Raw genomic sequence first — 19,004 nt, forward strand, 5'->3', positions numbered from 1 at the left:
AACAGAATATTCATGCACTCACTTTGCATTTGTATTTTCTAACAGAAAGAACCCGGGGACGCAAGGAGGAGCTGATGGCCAATCTGGATTTTTTTTCACTTTATAAGAATATTATTGCGATTCCCTCTATCAGCAGCACGGATCCCCGCTGGGATCAGAGCAATGAGGCGGTGATCCGGCTGCTGGCCGACTGGTTCGGCCAGCTGGGCTTTCACTGCGAGGTGACGGCGCTGCCGGATCTGCCGGGCAAGTTCAACCTGGTGGCGACCCATGGCCAGGGCGAGGGGGGACTGCTGCTGGCGGGCCACACGGATACGGTGCCGTTCGACGAGGGGGGCTGGAGCAAGGATCCCTTCAAGGTGACCGAGGAGGGCAACCGCCTGTATGGGCTCGGCACCATCGACATGAAGGGCTTCTTCGCCTTTATCGTGGAGGCGCTGAAGGAGATCGATCTCACCACCCTCAACAAGCCGTTGCGCATTCTTGCCACCGCCGATGAAGAGACCACCATGGCCGGGGCCCGCGCCATCGCCGCGGCCGCCGAACTCAAGCCCGACTATGCGGTGATCGGCGAACCCACCGGGCTGGTGCCCGTGGTGGCCCACAAGGGCCACATGTCGGAAGCCATTCGTATCACGGGGCGAAGCGGCCACAGTTCGGATCCCGCCAACGGCGTCAACGCCATGGAGATCATGCACAAGGCCATGGGTCAGGTGCTCAAACTGCAGCAGGATCTGAAGGAGAAGTACGCGGATCACCGCTTCGCCGTGCCCCAGCCGACCCTGAACCTGGGCTACATCCATGGGGGCGACAGCCCGAACCGCATCTGCGGCTGCTGCGAGCTGCACATCGACATGAGGCCCACCCCGCAGGTGGGGCCGGACGAGCTGATGGGCATGCTCAAAGAGGCGCTCTCCCCCATCGAGATCCACCAGCCGGGCTGCCTGCACCTGCAGCACCTGCACGAGCCCATCCCGGCCTACGCCTGCAAGGATGACTCGGATCTGGTGCGCGAGGCCGAGCGGGCGAGCGGCCGGGCCGCCGAGTCCGTGAACTATTGCACCGAGGCCCCCTTTATCCAGCAGCTCGGTTGCGAGACCATAGTGATGGGCCCCGGCCACATCGCCCAGGCCCACCAGCCCGACGAATACCTGGATCTGTCGTTCGTCAAACCGACCACGGCGGTGCTGCAGCACCTGATCCGGCGCTTCTGCATCCAGCCGGGAGAATGTAAGTAAGTTACATGACATGCCGGGACGGGACAGGTGAGGGAAATACATCTTCTGAATCGGCTTGTTATTTGACCTTGCGCAGACAATCTGGGTAGATTGTCCCCCTAAGATGACGGAGCATATGTTGTAATCGCACAACAATAAGTGAGGTCGCCTCCCATCCCGGAAGGTCAGGAGGCACCAACAAAATAAGGATGTGGAATGAACGAAAAGTACGCCGCACTACGGGCCAACGTAGGCATGCTGGGCCAGTTGCTGGGCAAGTCCATCAAGGATCATCAGGGGCAGGCCTTCCTCGACAAGATCGAGACCATTCGTCAACTGGCCAAGTCCTCCCGCAAGGGGAACGAGGCGGACAGAGAGCGCCTGCTCGAGACCCTGCGCACCCTCTCCGATGACGAGCTGTTGCCCGTGGCCCGTGCCTTCAGCCAGTTCCTCAACCTTGCCAACGTGGCGGAGCAGTTCCACACCATCTCCCGCCGCTGCGAAGAGCAGGTCTGCACCCCGGATCCGCTCGAGCAGATGTTCGACAAGCTGAAAGCCTCCAACCTGTCCCAGGAGGCCATCATCCAGGCCGTGCGCGAGCTGGACATCGATCTGGTGCTGACCGCCCACCCCACCGAGGTGACCCGTCGCACCCTGATCCACAAGCACGTGCAGCTCAACGACTGCCTGGAGGCGCTGGAACTCTCCGATCTGCTGCCCCGCGAGCGGGACAAGATCCTCAATCGCATCGAGCAGCTGGTCAACCAGGCCTGGCACACCAACGAGATCCGCGAACAGCGCCCGACCCCGGTGGACGAGGCCAAGTGGGGCTTCGCCGTGGTGGAGAACAGCCTGTGGCCGGCCATTCCCGAATTCATGCGCAATCTGGACGAGCGCCTGCAACACCACCTGGGTGTGCGGCTGCCGCTGGATGCCGCGCCGGTCAAGTTCACATCCTGGATGGGCGGTGACCGCGACGGCAACCCTTTCGTCACCGCCAAGGTGACCGCCGAGGTGCTGGAGCTGGGCCGCTGGATGGCGGTGAGCCTGTTCTACAAGGACATCAAGGAGCTCACCTCCGAGCTCTCCATGGCCGACTGCACCGAGGCCGTGCGTGCCCGGGTCGGCGACAACCCCGAACCCTACCGCGCCCTGGTGCGCGAGCTGCGCGAGCAGCTGCGCGAGACCCAGGAGTTCCTGACCGCCAAGGTGCAGGGCCAGGCGAGCGAGAGCCGGGATATGGTCAAGAGCACCGCCCAGTTGCGCGAGCCCCTGGAGCTCTGCTACCACTCCCTGCACGCCTGCGGCATGGGCAACATCGCCGACGGCATGCTGCTGGACGTGCTGCGCAAGCTGGCCTGCTTCGGCATCCACCTGGTCAAGCTGGACATCCGCCAGGATGGCGAGCGCCACGGCCAGGTCTTCTCCGAGCTGACCCGCTACCTCGGCATGGGCGACTACGCCGAGTGGAGCGAGGAGGACAAGCAGGCCTTCCTGCTGCGCGAGCTGAACTCCCGCCGCCCCCTCATCCCGACCGACTGGGAGCCGAGCGACGAGACCCGCGAGACCATAGACACCTGCCGGGTGATCGCCGGTCACGACCCGGATGCGTTCGGCATCTACATCATCTCCATGGCCGGCGCGCCGTCCGACGTGCTGGCGGTGCAGCTGTTGCTGAAGGAAGCCGGCTGCAAGTTCCGCATGCCGGTGGCCCCGCTGTTCGAGACCCAGGAAGACCTGATGGCGGGCACCGCCGTGATGGAGCGCCTGCTGTCTGTGGACTGGTATCGCGGTTACATCCAGGGCCGTCAGTATGTGATGATCGGCTACTCCGACTCCGCCAAGGACGCGGGCATGATGGCCGCCGGCTGGGCCCAGTATGCCGCCATGGAATCCCTGGTGGCCCTGGCCGAGGCCAACAACATCCGCCTCACCCTGTTCCATGGCCGTGGCGGCACCGTGGGTCGCGGCGGCGCCCCCGCCCATCAGGCGATCCTCTCCCAACCGCCGGGATCCCTGCGCGGCGGCCTGCGGGTCACCGAGCAAGGGGAGATGATCCGCTTCAAGTTCGGCCTGCCCAAGGTAGCCTTCCAGAGCCTCAACCTCTACACCAGCGCCGTGCTGGAGGGCAACCTGCTGCCACCGCCGAGGCCCAAGGAGAGCTGGCGCGCCGTGATGGAGCAGCTGGCCACCGTCTCCTGCGATCATTACCGCAGCATAGTGCGCGGTCACCCGGACTTCGTGCCCTACTTCCGCGCCGCCACCCCGGAGATGGAGCTCGGCAAGCTGCCGCTCGGTTCGCGCCCTGCCAAGCGCAAGCCCAACGGCGGCGTCGAGAGCCTGCGCGCCATCCCCTGGATCTTCGCCTGGACCCAGAACCGGCTGATGCTGCCGGCCTGGCTCGGCGCCCACAAGGGGCTGCAGCAGGCCATCGACGACGGCCAGAAGGCCGTGCTGGACGAGATGAGCCGCCAGTGGCCCTTCTTCCGCACCCGCCTCGAGATGCTGGAGATGGTGTTCCTCAAGGCCGATCTCTGGCTGGCGGAGTACTATGACACCCGCCTGGTGCCGGAGAATCTGTGGGCACTGGGCAGACAGCTGCGCCAGGAGCTTGCCGACTCCATCCAGGTGGTGCTGAAACTGCGCCCGCAGGGCGACCTGCTGGACGATCAGCCCTGGATCAAGGAGTCCATCAAGCTGCGCAACCCCTACACGGACCCGCTCAACGTGCTGCAGGTCGAGCTGCTTGGCCGCTCGCGCAACCACCCGGAGACCCTGCACCCCGAGCTGGATCAGGCGTTGATGGTCACCATCGCCGGCATCGCCGCCGGCATGCGCAACACGGGTTGATCCACCCCCTCAAGCGAAAGGGCGCCATATTGGCGCCCTTCTTGTTTCCAGTGCCCAGGCCTCCTAGGCAACCCGGTTGCGTCCCCAGCGCTTGGCCTCGTAGAGGCGCTGATCCACGCACTGCAGCCAGTCATCCATGCGGCGATAGCTCATCTGGTAGGGGGTCAGGCCCACGCTGATGGTGACGGCGATCGCCTGGCGCTGATAGGCGAAGCTGTGCTGCTCGACCAGTTGCCGGATGCGTTCCATGATGGCATGGGCCTCCTCCAGGGTCGTCCCCCGCAGCAGCATGATGAACTCCTCCCCGCCGAAGCGGGCCACCAGATCCTTGCTGCGCACCGCCTGCATCAGCAGGCTGGCGAGCGCCTCGAGCACGGCATCACCGGCAAGGTGGCCATGCTCGTCGTTGATCTGCTTGAAAAAATCGATGTCGATCAGGGCCAGGCAGCAGGCTTCTCCCTCGGCAGGGTGCTGCTGGATATGGTCCAGCAGCACCTTGGCCTGATGGAAGAAGCTGCTGCGGTTGGGCAGCTTGGTGAGAAAGTCGTGCTCGGCGTTGAAGCGCAGCACCCGCTCCATCCGGCTGCGTTCGTCCTCCAGATTGCGGGCGTGGATCAGGGTGCCCAGCGCAGTGGTGAGCGGTTCGAGCAGGGTGACCTGGGTCTCGTCGAAGCCGCCGGGACGGTTGGCCAGGGCGATCATCCCGATGGCCTCTCCCTTGTGGCGGATGGGAATGCCGAGGAAGCTGTCCAGATGGGGGTGGCCCCGGGGGGAGACGCCGCGGCTCGCCGGATGGCTCGGCAGATCGTTGCAGCACACCAGGGTATTGTGGGTCACCACATGGCCGAACAGGTTGTCCAGCTTGCTGAAGGTGAGGCCGCCCCGGTTCTGGCGTTGCTGCTCGTACCAGGCGTGGGTCTCCTCGTCCCAGGAGACGTTGGAGATGGAGGGGATGTAGAGGCTGGGCCGCCCCTCCTCGTACTGCATGATGCCGATGAAGCCATAGGAACTCTGGCTGACGCTCAGCAGCCGCTCGAAGATGGTGTCGCAGGCCGACCCCAGATTGCGGTCCAGCAGAAAACTCTGGTGGGCGGCCACGACGATGTCGAACAGCTGGCTCTGCTGTTCGACCCGTTGCTTGGCCAGCATCTCGGCCGTGATGTCGTGGGCCAGCTTGACCACCCCGAGCAGGGTCCCCGCCTCGTCGGTGACGGGCATGTAGGTGGCGTGGATCCAGAGGGTGTCGCCATTTTGCATGACGCGGCGAAACGCCCCCGAGTGGATCTCGCCCTTCAGCACCCCCTGCCAGAAGCGTCCGTGCTCGGCGTGCAGTTCCGGTGGCAACAGCAGCAGATGGGACTGGCCCACCAACGCCTCCGGAGCATAGCCGAACATGCGGCAGAACAGCGGGTTGACCGACACCATGCGGCCATCCAGATCGAACTCGACCATGCCGTAGGCCCGGTCGAGGGCGGTCAGCCGGGCAAGGGCCTCATAACGATCGAACGCGTCGATATCGCGAGAGCGGATTGCTGGGGTATTCATGGCTACGATTCCTTTCGATCGCCGTCGCATCGCGGTGGAATGCGGGAACAAGAGCTCAAATCATAGGATCCGGCATCCGGTTACGCTAACAGCGGCCCCCATGGGGGGAAAGGCTGATACTTGCCACATCTGGCTACCGGGCGCAGACTGTCTGGCCTTGCCACGGTTCGAGGAGACCCCATGACACCCGCCATCAACCTGCTGAAGAAGCTGAAGATCCCCCACAAGCTCTACCCCTACGAGTGCGAGGCCCACGACGATTTCGGCAAGCACGCCGCGACCCAGCTCGGCCTGCCCGAGGCGCGCGTGTTCAAGACCCTGCTCGCCCATCACGACAAGCAGGCGGTGGTCGCCATAGTCCCGTCATCGGGCATGTGCAGCCTCAAGCAGCTCGCCAAGGCCACAGGCCTCAAGAAGGTGGAAATGATGAAGCCGGCGGAGGCCGAGAAGCTGACCGGCTACAAGGTGGGCGGCATCAGCCCGCTGGCCCAGAAGAAACTGCTGCCCACAGTGCTGGACGACTCCGCCATGGCGTTTGACGAGATCCTGGTGAGCGGCGGCAAGCGCGGCCTCTCCGTCGGGGTGGCGCCCGAGGACATGGTGCGCCTGCTGAAGTGGATAGCGGCTCCCATCGGAGACCATCACGATTGAGCCGCGGCGTGCACGAGAGAGGCCCCGTCATCCGGGGCCTCTCTCGCGTCATGGGTCTGCCACGCTTATCAGTCTGCCGGGCCGGCCACATCACCCCTGGCGCGGCAGGCGGCGGTCAGCTCGGAGAGCCGCAGCCGCTGGCGCCCGGCCTCGTCGAAGTTGGCGTCGTCCAGCCAGCGCGCGAAGCAGTGCTGCAGGGCGGGCCACTCGCCGTCGATGACGGAGAACCAGGCCGTATCCCGGCTGTGGCCCTTGTCCACCCGCGCCTGGCGGAAGGTTCCCTCATAGCTGAAACCGAGGCGCAGCGCCGCCTGGCGCGAAGGCCAGTTGAGCGCGTTGCACTTCCACTCGTAACGCCGGTATCCCAGGGCAAAGGCATTGGCCATCATCAGCGCCATGGCCGCCGTCGCCAGCCGCGACTGCTGCAGGGCCGGCGAGAAATGCAGCCAGCCCACCTCCATGCTGCCCGCGGCGGGGTCGATGCGCAGGTAGCTGGCAAGCCCCAGCGCCCGATCGTTCTCCGCATCCTTGATCGCATAGAACTGGGGATCGGCCTTGGCGGCGACCCCTCGCAGCCAGGCCCCCATGGCCGCCTCGTCCGCGAAGGGTCCGCTGGTGAGATAGGTCCACATGGCCCCGCTGTCTGCACTGAATGACAGCCACAGATCGGCCAGGTGGCGCTCGGGATCGAGCGGTTCCAGGCGGCAGCCCCAGCCGCTCAGCACCCGATGAGGGGGGAACTCGGCGCCGCGCCACTCGGGGAGCGCCTGTCCCAGGGGCTGACCAAAGCGGTTGGTGACGGGGGCATCTCCCTTCGGGCAGGTATCAGCAGGCACAGGCGATCCCCCCCTCCAGCAAGACGCCTGGTTCGCTGCCGGTGGCGACGGCGAAACCGTCCTGACGCCACCAGTGCAGGCCGCCGATCAGCTCCTTGACCTCGAATCCGAGCGCCGCCAGCTTGTAGGCCCCCTGGGTCGAGCCGTTGCAGCCGATGCCGTCGCAGTAGCAGACATAGACCCTGTCCCGCGCCAGCCCCGCTGTGGTGGCCGGGCTCATGGTACGGTGGGGGAAGGAGAGGGCACCGGGAATGTGCCCCTCGGCATAGTACTCGGGGGAGCGGGTGTCGATGACCACTATGCGGCCCCCTTCACCCGCCTCCCCGGCCAGCAGGTCGGCGGCCAGATCCGCCGGGTCGGTGCGAAACTTCAACTGGGCCTCGAAGAAGGCGCTGGCCTCCACGGGGCTCGCCACCCCGGTACGCAATACATGACTCATCCTGAATCTCCTTGTGATTAGAGCGCTATTTCTGTGGTGACGACTGTGTTGACCGAGTTGGCGATGAAGCACTCCTCGTGGGCCTGGTGGTGCAGTTGCGCCAGCTCGTCATAGGTCGGCTTGTGCTCACCCCCAAAGACCACCCTGGGACGCAGGGTGACCCGGGTCATGGCGAGGCGGCCCTGCCCGTTCTCTGCCATGAGCCCGACCGCCTCGTCCCGGTAGCTCTCCACCAGATACCCCGCCCTCGCCGCCAGCCAGAGGAAGGTGAGCATGTGGCAACTGGAGAGGGCCGCGACGAAGGCTTCCTCCGGGTCCACGTGCTCGGCTACCGACCAGGGCAGAGGCACCACCTGGGGGGAAGAGGAGGCCGGCACCCTGACCCCGCCGTCAAACGCCCACTCGTGGGCCCGGCTGTAACGCTGATCGACGAAGGGCTCGCCAGCCCCCCGCTGCCAACTGATGGTGGCGTTGTATTCCGACATGCAGACTCCTTCTGTTGCCAATAGTGCCGCCAATGGGCGTCACTGCCTGCCCACCAATGTAGCGACAAAATGGCCTTGCCACGCCGACCAATTTCGCCAATATAGGCAGACCAATTTCATTCCGATGGAGCCCCTCATGACATTGCTGCCCACGCTCTTCGCCAGCCAGGCACAGGGCGATCTGCCGCTCCACGAACAGCTGGTGCGCTCCCTGCAGGAGGCGATGTCCGGATGGAGGGGTCACCTGCTCCAGCACGGAGAAGGCCAGCCATGACAGTTCTGCCGACTCTCTTTGCCAATCAACCGCACGGCGAACTGCCGCTCCACGAACAGCGGGTGCGCACCCTGCGGGAGGCGATGTCCGGAGGGAGGGGTCACCTGCCCCAGCACGGAGGGGGCCAGCCATGACAGTTCTGCCGACTCTCTTTGCCAATCAACCGCACGGCGAGCTGCCGCGCCACGAACAGCGGGTGCGCTCCCTGAGGGAGGCGATGTCCGGATGGAGGGGGCACCAGCCCCAGCACGGAGGAGGCCAGCCATGACAGTTCTGCCGACTCTCTTTGCCAATCAACCGCACGGCGAACTGCCGCTCCACGAACAGCTGGTGCGCACTCTTAGGGAAGCGATTCTGGCGGGCCACCTGCCCCTGCACAGTCGCCTGCCCGCCAGTCGCCCCCTGGCACGGGATCTCGGCGTTTCCCGCAGCACGGTGGAGCTGGCCTATGGCCGGCTCGAAGCGGAGGGATACCTGGTGCGCAAGATGGGGGCCGGCAGCTTCGTCGCCCTGGCGGCAGTTCGCCCGGCGCCGCGCCAGGCCCAGTCGGCGGCGGGCCTCTCCCGCCGTGGTCAGGAGATGGCCGACGGGGGGGCCTGCCACGACGTGCCCGAAGTGGGGGCCTCTTTTGCCTCCAGCCAGCCGGATCCCCGCCTCTTCCCCCAGGCGCTCTGGGGGCGACTGATGCAGCAGCAGTGGCGCCAGCGCGCCGGCGACTGGATGAACTACGGGGATCCCCAGGGGCTGGGGGAGTTGCGGGCCGCCATCAGCAGCTATCTGGTGCAGTCCCGTGGCGTGGTGTGCGAGCCGGATCAGATCCTGATCCTCACCAGCTCCCAGCAGGGCATACTGCTCGCAACCCAGCTGCTCATCGATGCCGGGGACACCGTCTGGGTGGAGGATCCCGGCTATCCGGGGGCCCGCACCGCCATGGAGAGTGCGGGGGCCCGTGTGCACCCGGTGCCGGTGGACGAGGAGGGTCTCCAGCCGGCAGGGGCGCACCCCAGGCCCAGGCTCATCTACTGCACACCGGCCCACCAGTATCCCCTCGGCGTGCCCATGAGCCTGAGCCGGCGCATGGCGCTGCTGGCCGAGGCCGAGCGGCACGGCGCCTGGATCCTGGAGGATGACTACGACGGGGAGTACCAGTACGACCAGCGCCCGCTGCCCGCCCTGCAGGGGCTGGACGGCCAGGGGCGCGTCCTCTATGTGGGCACCTTCAGCAAGGTGCTGTTCGGCTCGCTGCGTCTCGCCTATCTGGTGCTGCCACGGCCGCTGATGACCGCCTTCAGCCGGGCCCGGGCCGCGGTCGATGGCCACAGCAACCAGTTCCAGCAGGCGGTGACGGCGGACTTCATCCGGGGCGGCCACTTCGCCACCCACCTGCGCCAGAGTCGCCTCGTCTACCAGAGCCGGCGGGATCTGCTGCTGGCGGAGCTGGCCGAGCACTGCCCCGCCCTCACCCCCATCCACAGCGGTGCCGGTCTGCAGTGCGCCGTGCAGCTGCCCCCCGGCGGGGAGACGCGCTGGACAGCGATCGCTAACGCCCGGGGGCTGGGGCTGCGTCCACTGCACCAGTTCCACCTCGCCGCCCCCGAGCGGGAGGGCTGGCTGCTCGGCTTTGCCAGCCTCGACAACCAGACCCTGCGCCAACTCTGCCGCCGCCTGGGGCAATTGATGCGCACCGTCTGACCGGCACGCCGACAGGTCAGAGGTGCCAGAGCCTGATAGCGCTGGGTCCACGGGGGAGGCCGCACTATACTGGGCGCAACGACGCTGCAGAACCCGGCCCAGATGCACCGACTCCTCTTCCTCCTCCTCCTCGCGCTCACCCTCCCGTCCTCCCCGATGGCGGCCACCCGATACACACTGATCGGCCCGGAAAGCAGTGAGGATGCCCGCATGGACTACTACCGTGCGGCGATGCAGCTGGCGCTGGAGAAGACCCGCCCCGAATACGGTGACTACGAACTGCTCGACTCAGTCAGGATGAACAAGGCGAGGATGCGGCTCGAGGTGCAGAAACCGGGCAGGAGCGCACTCTTCATCGTCGACAGCTGGCCCCAGGAGCGGCCGCATCCCGAAGTCAGCCTGCACCCCTTCCCCATCGATCTCGGCATTCTCAGCTACCGGGTCTGCTTCGTCGGCCCGGAGAGCGCGCGGGCGCTGGCCGGCGTCCGCTCCCTGAGCCAGTTGCAGGGATTCAGCCAGGGGGTGGGCAAGGGGTGGCGTGATGCGGACATCCTGCGTCACAACGGCTTCAGGGTGCATGAGGTGGACAACTACGAGTCGCTGTTTCGCCTGGTGGCCCGCGGCCGGGTCGACCTCTTCTGCCGCGGCGCCAACGAGATACTGACGGAGTGGGAGCGTCACCACCCCGCCCTGCCCGAGCTGGCCGTCGACCGCCATCTGACCCTCTTCTACCCGCTGATCCACGCCTTCTACAGCCATGCGACCTACGGCAAGGAGCGAGAGCGCCTGTGGCTCGGCCTGCAACTGGCCTGGGAGGACGGTTCCCTCAAGCGGCTCTGGCGCCAGCACTTCCAGCCCTCCCTGGCCTTCACCCGGCTGGCGTCACGGCAGATGTTCAGGCTGACCAACCCCCTGCTGCCCAGCACCGGGGTCGACTACAAGGCCTACCTCTATGATCCGGCCCGGGACGACTTTGGCATCGGCCATCATGACCCCCCCGCTCGGGGCGTCCGGCAGGACTAGCCCCCGCCCTCTTCGCGGCACAGGGCCAGCCAGGCCTCGGCGGTGCGGGAGAGGTAGCGATCGCTCGGCCAGATCACCCCGAGCCGCCAGCTCAGCTCCGGCACCAGGGGTCTTTGCACCAGGCCGTCCGGCGTCAACCGCCGGCAGATGGGCTCGGGCAGGAAGGCGACCCCCATGCCGCTGCGCACCATGGCGGTGAGAAAGTCCCACTGGCTGCTGCGGGCCGCCACCTGGGGCACGAATCCCGCCTGCTCGCAGGCCTGCTCCAGCCGCTCGCTCAGGGTGAAGGCCCGGGTGTAGAGCAGGAAGGGCTCGTCCCGCAGCGCCTCCAGCCGGATCTCCCGGCACGCGCGCCAGCGGGGCAGGTCCGGCAGCACAACCCGAATGGGGTAGCTGTCCAGATCCAGGGCACAGAGGGCGCCCCCCTCCCTAGTCGGCAGCATGGTGATGGCGAGATCCAGCTCCCCCTCCAGCACCGCCTGCTCGATGCGCCGGCCGCCATACTCCACGATGGAGAGCTCCACGTTTGGATAGCGGCTGCGATAGGCGCGGATGAGATCCGCATAGACATGGCCCACCATGGGCGGGATGCCGAGGGCGAGGCGCCCGTGCTGCAGGCTCTGCAGATCCGCCAGCTCCGCCTCCAGCTGCTGCATCTCGGCCAGTATGGTCTGGGCCCGGTTGAACAACACCTGACCGCTGTCGGTCAGGGTGAAGCGGCGACCCATCCGGCTCAGCAGGGGCTGGCCCAGCTCCTCCTCCATGTTGCGGATCATCTTGCTGATGGTGGGCTGGGTGACGAACAGTTTCTCGGAGGCGCGGGTGAAGCTCTGCTCCCGCACCAGTTCGACGAAGTAACGCAGGGCTCGGATATCCATGGTGCTCTCTTGACGGGGATGGCTGGAGCAATCATGCCTATTTGGCATGAATTTGATAATTTAAATTCATTTTTTGCAGGTTTTGGCACTCTCTATACTGTGACCAGGTTCACAGAAAGACGCTCGCCATGAAAACCCTCTACCTTCGCTGGTTGCAAACCCCCTTCCAAATCGCCCTGCTGGCGGCCATCTGGTTGCTGGCCGACATCGCGGTGCGCACCTTGCACCTGCCGCTGCCCGCCAACCTCACCGGCATGTTGCTGCTGCTGGTCTGCATCCTGCTCGGGGTGGTCAAGGCCCAGTGGTTCAGTGCCGGGGCCCGCTGGCTGCTGGCGGAGATGCTGCTGTTCTTCGTGCCCGCCGTGGTGGCCGTGGTCAACTATCAGGAGCTGCTGCTGCAGGAGGGGTGGCGCATCATGGTGGTGCTGGTCGTCAGCACGGTGCTGGTGCTCGGCACCACGGCCCTGGTGGTGGACAGGGTCTATCGCCTCGAACTGAGGCTGGCCCGCCGGAGTCGCCGCCATGTCTGATACCCTGCTCGGTCTGCTCTGCCTCGCCCTGACCCTGCTGTTCTACTACGCCAGCAAGTGGCTCTATGGCAGGAAGCGCATCCTGCCCCTGATGCCCCTGCTGCTGGCCCCGACCCTGCTGGTGGCCGTGGTGCTGCTGTTCCACATCCCCTACCGGGACTACATGGCCGAGTCCCGCTGGCTGCTCTGGCTGCTGGGCCCGGCCACCGTCGCCTTCGCGGTGCCCGTCTACGAGAACCGCCGGCTGATGCGCCGCCACTGGCTCTCCCTGTCGGTGGGGGTGGTGGCGTCCGTGGTCATGGCAGTGGGCAGCACAGTGCTGCTGGCCCGCTGGCTCAACCTCTCCGAGCTGTTGCAGCGCAGCATGGCAATGCGCTCCATCACCACCCCCTTCGCGGTGGAGGCGACCCGTGCCGTGGGGGGCAACGCCGATCTCACCGCCCTGTTCGTGGTGCTGACCGGGGTGATCGGCATGGCGGTGGGGGAGAGCGTGCTCACCGTGCTCGCCATCCGCAGCCGCCTCGGCAAGGGGGCGGGCTTCGGTGCCTCGGCCCACGGCGCCGGGACAGCCAGGGCCTACCAGATGGGCAACGAGGAGGGGGTGGTCTCCAGCATGGTGATGATGATAGCCGGCATGGCCACAGTGCTGCTCGCCCCCCTGCTGGGCAAGCTGTTCTGGTAAGGCATTCTGACCACCAACGAGAAGAGGCGCCCAAGGGCGCCTCTTCTTTGTGTCATCCACCAGGCTCTTAGAGGCTGGCGCAGATCTGCCAGAGATCGTACTGAATGGCGGCTGCGGTCACCTCGCGGCCAGCCCCCGGCCCCTGGATGACCAGGGGGTTGGTGCGATAGCTGTCGCTCTCGATGGCGAACACGTTGTCGCAGGGCAAGAGGTTCGCGAACGGGTGGTGGGGCTCCAGCGCTTCCAGCCCGACGCGGGCCTTGCCGTCGTGCTCGAAGCGGGCGACGTAGCGCAGCACCTTGCCAACCCGGCGCGCCCCCTCGAAGGCGGTCAGGATGGGATCATCCAGCTCCTTGAGCCTGTCCATGAACTGATCCGCACTCACCTTGCGCAGGGCCACCGGCACCAGGTTCTCCAGCTCGATGTCGGCGGAGTCGAGCTCGAAGCCCGCCTCCCGCGCCAGGATGAGCAGCTTGCGGCGCACATCCTGACCGGAGAGATCCTCCCGGGGATCCGGCTCGGTCAGGCCGTGCTGCCAGGCCTCGTCCACCAGTTCGGAGAAGGGACGGGTGCCGTCATACTGCTGGAACAGCCAGGAGAGGGTACCGGAGAAGATGCCGGAGACCCCCTGGATGCGATCGCCGCTCTGACGCAACATCTGGATGCTGGACTGGATGGGCAGGCCGGCCCCCACGGTGGCGTTGTAGCGCCACTGCACCTGGTGGTCGCGGCAAGTCTGCTTGATGCGCTGGTAGAACTCGCTGTCGGCGGCGCCGGCAAACTTGTTGGCGGCGATGATGTGGATGCCGAGCTGGGCAAAGTCCGGGTAGTAGCGGCTCACCGTCTCGCTCGCGGTGAGGTCCAGCGCAATCAGGGCGTCGAAGCCGTGCTGCTCCAGCTGGGACAAGAGCTCCGGCCAGATCAGCGGTTTGGGGGCGAAATTGTCCTGCACCTTGAGCGGGTCCAGCCCCTCTTCGTCCAGCAACCCACCTTCCGAGCTGAACACCCCGTAGAGGGTGAGCGCCAGATTGAGCTCGTGCTCGAGGCGCGCCTTCTCGCGGGCGTAGAGCCCCAGCCAGTGACCGCCGATGTTGCCCTTGCCGAACACCACCAGTCCGACCCGGGTGGGACGGCTGAACAGGGCGCTGTGCAGGGCGATGAGCAGCGGCTCCAGCACGATCTGGCGCAGCACGGCCACCAGGCTCAGGCCGTCCTTGGCCACCTGGACGAACTCCAGGGGCTGATCCGCCAGCAACTGGTAGAAGCGGTGGCACTGTTCGGCGTTGTCGGTGACGCCGGCTCCCACCAGGGCCACCAGGCTGTATCCCTCCTTCTGGATGAGGCCGGTGAAGTTGCCCTGCAACTGGAAGTCCCGTAACACCTCGAAGGCTCCTTCCGCCACCTCCAGGGTGTAGGCGAGGCGCAACACCCGGCGATCCGGCTGGCGCTGCAGGGTGAGCGGATGGAGGCGGTGGCGGGCCAGATGGGCCTCGATGGCCGCCACCGTCTGCTCATAATGGGTCTGCGGCAGCACCTTGAGCTCGATGAGGGCGATCTGATCCACCGAGGAGACGATGCGGGCACCGCCGGAGCGCGGAGCCCGGCGCAGGATGTGGGTGCAGCCCTCATCCGGGTTGTAGCTGCAGCGCAGGGTGAGGCGCTGGCGGCTGTCGGCCACCGGCTGCAGGGTGCGGGAATGGAGCACCGAGGAGCCGAGCCGCGCCAGCTCGTTCGCCTCGGCCAGACTCAGGCGCTCCAGCAGGCGAGCCTCCTTCACCCGGCGCGGGTCGGCGCTGTAGACCCCGGCCACGTCGCTCCAGATGGTGGTGGACTCGCCGTCCGCCAGCGCCGCCAGCAGGCTGGCGCTGTAGTCGGAGCCGTTGCGCCCGAGCAGCAGGGAGCGCCCCTCCATGTCGGCGGCGATAAAGCCGGTCACGACTATGCGGCCGGGATGCTCCGCCAGCCGCGCCTTGAGCAGCTCGCTGGAGAGGGCGGTATCCACCTTGACCAGAGCGCCGTCCTCGGCGCGCAGGAAGCTGCGGGCATCGAGCCAGGCGGCCGGCTCCCCCCGGCTGGTGAGCAGGGCGGCCAAGAGGCGCGCCGACCACACCTCGCCAAAGGCGAGCAGGCCGTTGCGCTCGAAGCGGTCGAACTGCCCCTCCAGGGTCTTGGCGATGAGCTGCATGTCGTCCGCCAGCTGCTGGCTGAGAGAGAGCAGCAGCTCCCCCTCCAGCAGACCGTCGATCAGGCTCTGCTGGTAGGCGTGCAGGGCCGTGATGACTTCCCCTGCGGCCTCGTCCCCCGCCTCGGCCAGCTCCACCAGCTGGATCAGCCGGTTGGTGGTCTTGCCCGCGGCGGAGACCACCACCAGCTCGTTGCCCCCCACCTGTTGCTCGACGATGCTGGCGACCCGGCGATAACAGACCGGATCCGCCAGGCTGCTGCCGCCGAACTTGTGTACATGGCGCCGCTTGAAGACTGCCTCTGTTGACACCACACACTCTCCTTGTTGTTGTTCCATTACTTCACCTGCTCTGCCTGTTGTGCCAACTGCGCCTGTTCAAACCCCTGGGCCAGATCGGCCACCAGATCCTCACCGTGTTCGATCCCCACCGACAGGCGCAGCAACTGGGCACTGATACCCGCCGCCTGCTGGGCCGCAGGGGTCATGGCCCTGTGGGTCATGCTGGCCGGATGGGCCACCAGACTCTCCACCCCGCCGAGGGACTCCGCCACCGAGAAGAGGCGCAGCCCCGCGAGGAAGGCGCGCAGCCCCGTCTCGTTGCAATCGAGCTCAAAACTTAGCATGGCGCCAAAGCCGGACTGTTGACGGCGCGCAATGTCGTGGCCCGGATGGCTCGGCAGGCTGGGGTGATAGATCCGCTTGACCAGCGGCTGCTGCTGCAGGAAGGCGAGGATGCGATCCGTGTTCTCCTGATGGGTGCGCAGGCGCGGAGCCAGGGTGCGCAGACCCCGCAGGGTGAGGTAGGAGTCAAAGGCACCGGAGGTAAGCCCCAGGCAGTTGGCCCACCACACCAGGGAGTCGGCCAGCGCGGGCTCCTTCGCGATCGCCACGCCCCCCACCACGTCGGAGTGGCCGTTGATGTACTTGGTGGTGGAGTGGACCACCACGTCGGCGCCGAGGGCCAGGGGCTGTTGCAGCAAGGGGGAGAGGAAGGTGTTGTCCACCACCACCTGGGCGCCCGCCGCGTGGGAGGCCTCGGCGATGGCGGCGATGTCCACCACCCGCAGCAGCGGGTTGGAGGGGGTCTCCACCCACACCAGTGCGGGTTTCTGGGCCAGCGCGGCGGCCAGCGCCACCTCGTCTCCCTGATCCACGAACTGCACCTGGTAGTGGCCCTTGGCCGCCAGATACTCGAACAGGCGCCAGGTGCCGCCGTAGCAGTCGTGGGGGGCGATCAGCAGATCCCCCGCCTTGAGCAGAGCCGTGGTCACCAGGTGAACGGCCCCCATGCCGGTGCCGGTCACCACGGCGCCGGCCCCCCCTTCCAGGGCCGCCAGGGCGTCCGCCAGATTGGTGCGGGTCGGGTTGCCGGAGCGGGCATAGTCGTATTGACGGGGCTCGCCAAAGTCGGCAAAGGTGTAGTTGCTGGAGAGGTAGATGGGGGGCACCACGGCACCGTGCTGCGTGTCTGTCTCAATCCCGGTGCGTACCGCCAGGGTGGCCTTGTGGGTCATGTCACTCTCCTTGATGGGTTGCCGGAGCCGGTCCGCCTCGTGGGTCGTCCAGCCCCGCTCTCATTTTCGCTGGCCGGACTGCCGGCCCATGGTGCACCACACTACGCCACCTTAAAAAAGCCGTCAACACTTCTAGACGTCTAAATGGCTTTGCTGTTGGATTGCCATTGAATTCCTTAAGGGTTAAAATCCGCGCTCACGGCCAAACGACTACAGGTGGAACATGGGTACAGAGTGGAACGGCGACTACGTCAGCCCCTATGCAGAGCACGGCAAGAAGAGCGAACAGGTCAAGAAGATAACCGTCTCGATCCCGCTCAAGGTGCTGAAGGTGTTGACCGATGAGCGCACCCGTCGCCAGGTGAACAACCTGCGTCATGCGACCAACAGCGAGCTGCTCTGCGAAGCCTTCCTGCACGCCTTCACCGGCCAGCCGCTGCCCTGTGACGACGACCTGCGCAAGGATCATCCGGACAGCGTCCCCGCCGAGGCCCGCGCCATCATGGAAGCCCTTGGCAAGGAAATCGAAGACTTCGACGCCGAGTAATGCGGCTGCCCATGGCAAACGATGCATCCCTTTCAATGACGCGGCCCGGTGCCGCGTCATGCTTATCTGCCACCTCCCCCTTCAGCCTGCGTCACTACCAGAGCGACATGCAGAGCCACAATCATGACCACGCCCAGCTGGTGATCCCACTCGTCGGCCCCCTCGAGATCGAGGTGCAGGGTCGGGGATGTCGCCTCGCCCCCGGTTTTGCCTGCATCATCGCCCCTGGCCTTCGCCACGACTACGCCGCCGACCCGGCGCACGTGTTTCTGGTGCAGGAGAGCCACTGGCTGCCGGCCGCCCTGGGGGACCACCCCTTCGTCGAGCTGGATGAGGCTCAGCGCCACTACCTCGCCTTCCTGCACCGCATGGTGGCCGAGGGGCGCCACGTGGCCGGCATGGATCAGGTGTGGCTCGGGCTGCTGACCGAGGGACGCGGCATGGGCCCCGCCGTCGCTCCCCGCATAGCCCCTCGTATCGCCAAGGTGCAGCGTCATATGGAAGCCCACCTCGCAGACCCCCTCACCAACGAGGAACTCGCCGCCATCGCCTGCCTCGGCCTGAGTCAGTTCAAACACGCCTTTCGCCAGCAGGTGGGAACGAGCGTCTCCCACTACCTCAGGATGCGGCGCATGGCGCTGGCCCGCACCCTGCTGACCCAGACCGCCCTGCCCATAGGCGAGGTGGCCAGCCGCTGCGGCTACCAGAACCAGGGAGCCTTTGCCGAGCGCTTCCTGGCCGAGACCGGACTGACCCCTTCCCTCTGGCGCCAGCAAAACGGCCGCCTGCCGTAACCGGTCGGCTCTTTGCCGAAGACAATCCCCAGGCATTCGAGGCATGCTGAGGCTCATGCAAGGTATGGGCAACGAGGAGCCAAGATGCAGACCATAAGCTGGCAGGATTTCGAGATGGTGGAGCTCAGGGTGGGCACCCTGGTGCGGGTCGAACCCTTCCCAGAGGCGCGCCGCCCCGCCTACAAGGTGTGGGCGGATTTCGGCCCCGAGCTTGGGGTGCGCAAGAGCAGCGCCCAGATCACCGACCTCTATCGGCCGGAGGATCTGGTGGGGCGCCAGATCGTCGCCGTGGTGAACTTTCCCCCCAAGCAGATAGGCCCCATCCAGTCGGAGTTTCTGCTGACCGGCTTCTACCGGCCGGACGGCGCCGTGGTGATCGCCATCCCCGAACAGGCGGTGGAGAACGGCGCCAAGCTGGGGTGAGACGACGGCAAGGCAACCAGAGAGCAGAGGCAAGAGAGGCGACCCCGGGGTCGCCTCTNNGCCAGCGCCTCCACCTTGTAGATGGCCACCACCGGCATGATGAAGAGGATCATGGCGATGACGGGGCCGGAGAGGGTCTCCATCAGCCCCAGAATACCCGGGTTGATGACGGCGGCGCCCCAGATGGCGAAGAACATCAGGGCGATGCCGAGCTTGTCCGCCCTGGCCAGCGACAGGCCGGTGGGCTTGGCGATCAGGCTTTTCAGGCTCTCGCGGGCGCCGAGGAAGTGGCCGAGGAAGGAGGAGCTGATGGCGATGAAGGCGATGAGCGGCCCCAGGGTCACGATCACCGGGTTGTCGGTGATGTTGGCGAGATAGGAGAGCACGGAGACGTTCTGGGCCTTGGCCTCGGCCAACTGAGCCGGGGAGAGGCTCAGCA

18 protein-coding genes and 1 pseudogene are annotated in these 19,004 nt (G+C 66.3%); 11 read left to right on the top strand and 8 right to left on the bottom strand.

Annotated elements, in window-relative coordinates; all coding sequences use genetic code 11:
* Positions 1-74 precede the first annotated feature (74 nt).
* Together argE and ppc are read left to right on the top strand one after the other, a co-directional pair.
* Positions 75-1,238: an acetylornithine deacetylase gene (argE, locus tag BN1132_RS14700; protein WP_042078485.1), complete on the top strand. Its 1,164-nt coding sequence runs from the start codon at positions 75-77 to the stop codon at positions 1,236-1,238.
* A 195-nt stretch (positions 1,239-1,433) separates the two neighbouring features.
* Positions 1,434-4,067, top strand: a complete 2,634-nt coding sequence (gene ppc, locus BN1132_RS14705; RefSeq protein ID WP_042078486.1) for a phosphoenolpyruvate carboxylase — start codon at positions 1,434-1,436, stop codon at positions 4,065-4,067.
* 63 nt (positions 4,068-4,130) lie between these two features.
* Here the strand turns inward: ppc and BN1132_RS14710 are convergent, their stop codons facing one another.
* Complete coding sequence (locus BN1132_RS14710) at positions 4,131-5,612, bottom strand: sensor domain-containing diguanylate cyclase (RefSeq protein WP_042078487.1); 1,482 nt, start codon at positions 5,610-5,612, stop codon at positions 4,131-4,133.
* A 180-nt stretch (positions 5,613-5,792) separates the two neighbouring features.
* Between BN1132_RS14710 and ybaK the strand changes: the two genes are divergently transcribed.
* Positions 5,793-6,263, top strand: coding sequence for a Cys-tRNA(Pro) deacylase (gene ybaK / locus BN1132_RS14715; RefSeq protein ID WP_042078488.1), 471 nt, complete (start codon positions 5,793-5,795; stop codon positions 6,261-6,263).
* Positions 6,264-6,331: 68 nt separating this feature from the next.
* Here the strand turns inward: ybaK and BN1132_RS14720 are convergent, their stop codons facing one another.
* The 3 genes from BN1132_RS14720 to BN1132_RS14730 are packed head-to-tail and all read right to left on the bottom strand — an operon-like array spanning position 6,332 to position 8,023.
* Positions 6,332-7,099 (bottom strand): GNAT family N-acetyltransferase, encoded by a 768-nt coding sequence (locus BN1132_RS14720; protein ID WP_042078489.1) that lies wholly within the window; start codon positions 7,097-7,099, stop codon positions 6,332-6,334.
* A complete protein-coding gene (locus tag BN1132_RS14725) occupies positions 7,089-7,538 on the bottom strand; it encodes a rhodanese-like domain-containing protein (protein ID WP_042078490.1) in 450 nt (149 codons plus the stop codon). The genes BN1132_RS14720 and BN1132_RS14725 overlap by 11 nt, the downstream gene beginning before the upstream one ends.
* A 17-nt stretch (positions 7,539-7,555) precedes the next feature.
* Positions 7,556-8,023 (bottom strand): OsmC family protein, encoded by a 468-nt coding sequence (locus BN1132_RS14730; protein WP_042078491.1) that lies wholly within the window; start codon positions 8,021-8,023, stop codon positions 7,556-7,558.
* Between the two features lie 136 nt (positions 8,024-8,159).
* Here BN1132_RS14730 and BN1132_RS20035 point away from each other — a divergent pair, with 136 nt between their 5' ends.
* The 3 genes from BN1132_RS20035 to BN1132_RS14740 all read left to right on the top strand — a co-directional run bounded on the left by BN1132_RS20035 (position 8,160) and on the right by BN1132_RS14740 (position 11,012).
* On the top strand, positions 8,160-8,297 hold the full coding sequence (locus BN1132_RS20035; RefSeq protein ID WP_157005445.1) for a hypothetical protein: 138 nt from the start codon (positions 8,160-8,162) through the stop codon (positions 8,295-8,297).
* Positions 8,298-8,561: 264 nt separating this feature from the next.
* Entirely contained in the window at positions 8,562-9,989 is a 1,428-nt protein-coding gene (gene pdxR, locus BN1132_RS14735; RefSeq protein ID WP_042078492.1) for a MocR-like pyridoxine biosynthesis transcription factor PdxR, read from the top strand.
* Positions 9,990-10,145: 156 nt separating this feature from the next.
* Positions 10,146-11,012: a type 2 periplasmic-binding domain-containing protein gene (locus tag BN1132_RS14740; protein WP_084202966.1), complete on the top strand. Its 867-nt coding sequence runs from the start codon at positions 10,146-10,148 to the stop codon at positions 11,010-11,012.
* On the opposite strand, the gene BN1132_RS14745 is transcribed toward BN1132_RS14740, so the two are convergent.
* Entirely contained in the window at positions 11,009-11,890 is an 882-nt protein-coding gene (locus tag BN1132_RS14745; protein ID WP_042078495.1) for a LysR family transcriptional regulator, read from the bottom strand. The two genes, BN1132_RS14740 and BN1132_RS14745, sit on opposite strands and share 4 nt — an antisense overlap.
* Before the next feature lie 128 nt (positions 11,891-12,018).
* On the opposite strand from BN1132_RS14745, the gene BN1132_RS14750 reads away from it, so the two are divergent.
* On the top strand, positions 12,019-12,420 hold the full coding sequence (locus tag BN1132_RS14750) for a CidA/LrgA family protein (RefSeq protein ID WP_042078496.1): 402 nt from the start codon (positions 12,019-12,021) through the stop codon (positions 12,418-12,420).
* Positions 12,413-13,102, top strand: coding sequence for an LrgB family protein (locus tag BN1132_RS14755; protein ID WP_042078497.1), 690 nt, complete (start codon positions 12,413-12,415; stop codon positions 13,100-13,102). Before BN1132_RS14750 ends, BN1132_RS14755 begins: the two co-directional genes overlap by 8 nt.
* A 67-nt stretch (positions 13,103-13,169) precedes the next feature.
* On the opposite strand, the gene BN1132_RS14760 is transcribed toward BN1132_RS14755, so the two are convergent.
* Both BN1132_RS14760 and metB read right to left on the bottom strand, forming a co-directional pair.
* A complete protein-coding gene (locus BN1132_RS14760) occupies positions 13,170-15,623 on the bottom strand; it encodes a bifunctional aspartate kinase/homoserine dehydrogenase II (RefSeq protein ID WP_042078498.1) in 2,454 nt (817 codons plus the stop codon).
* The gene (gene metB, locus BN1132_RS14765; protein WP_042078499.1) at positions 15,623-16,801 is read right to left on the bottom strand and encodes a cystathionine gamma-synthase; all 1,179 of its coding nucleotides are present in this window, start codon (positions 16,799-16,801) and stop codon (positions 15,623-15,625) included. Before metB ends, BN1132_RS14760 begins: the two co-directional genes overlap by 1 nt.
* Before the next feature lie 223 nt (positions 16,802-17,024).
* Between metB and metJ the strand changes: the two genes are divergently transcribed.
* From metJ to BN1132_RS14780, 3 genes are all read left to right on the top strand, one after another.
* On the top strand, positions 17,025-17,348 hold the full coding sequence (metJ, locus tag BN1132_RS14770; protein ID WP_005327165.1) for a met regulon transcriptional regulator MetJ: 324 nt from the start codon (positions 17,025-17,027) through the stop codon (positions 17,346-17,348).
* Between the two features lie 35 nt (positions 17,349-17,383).
* A complete protein-coding gene (locus BN1132_RS14775) occupies positions 17,384-18,142 on the top strand; it encodes an AraC family transcriptional regulator (RefSeq protein WP_042078501.1) in 759 nt (252 codons plus the stop codon).
* An 84-nt stretch (positions 18,143-18,226) separates the two neighbouring features.
* Entirely contained in the window at positions 18,227-18,565 is a 339-nt protein-coding gene (locus tag BN1132_RS14780; protein ID WP_010675707.1) for a tRNA-binding protein, read from the top strand.
* A gap of 50 nt (positions 18,566-18,615) precedes the next feature.
* Here BN1132_RS14780 and BN1132_RS14785 read toward each other — a convergent pair.
* A pseudogene (locus BN1132_RS14785) lies at positions 18,616-19,004 on the bottom strand (HAAAP family serine/threonine permease); the annotation flags it as partial.

This window comes from Aeromonas sanarellii (assembly GCF_000820085.1).
GTDB lineage: Bacteria > Pseudomonadota > Gammaproteobacteria > Enterobacterales > Aeromonadaceae > Aeromonas > Aeromonas sanarellii.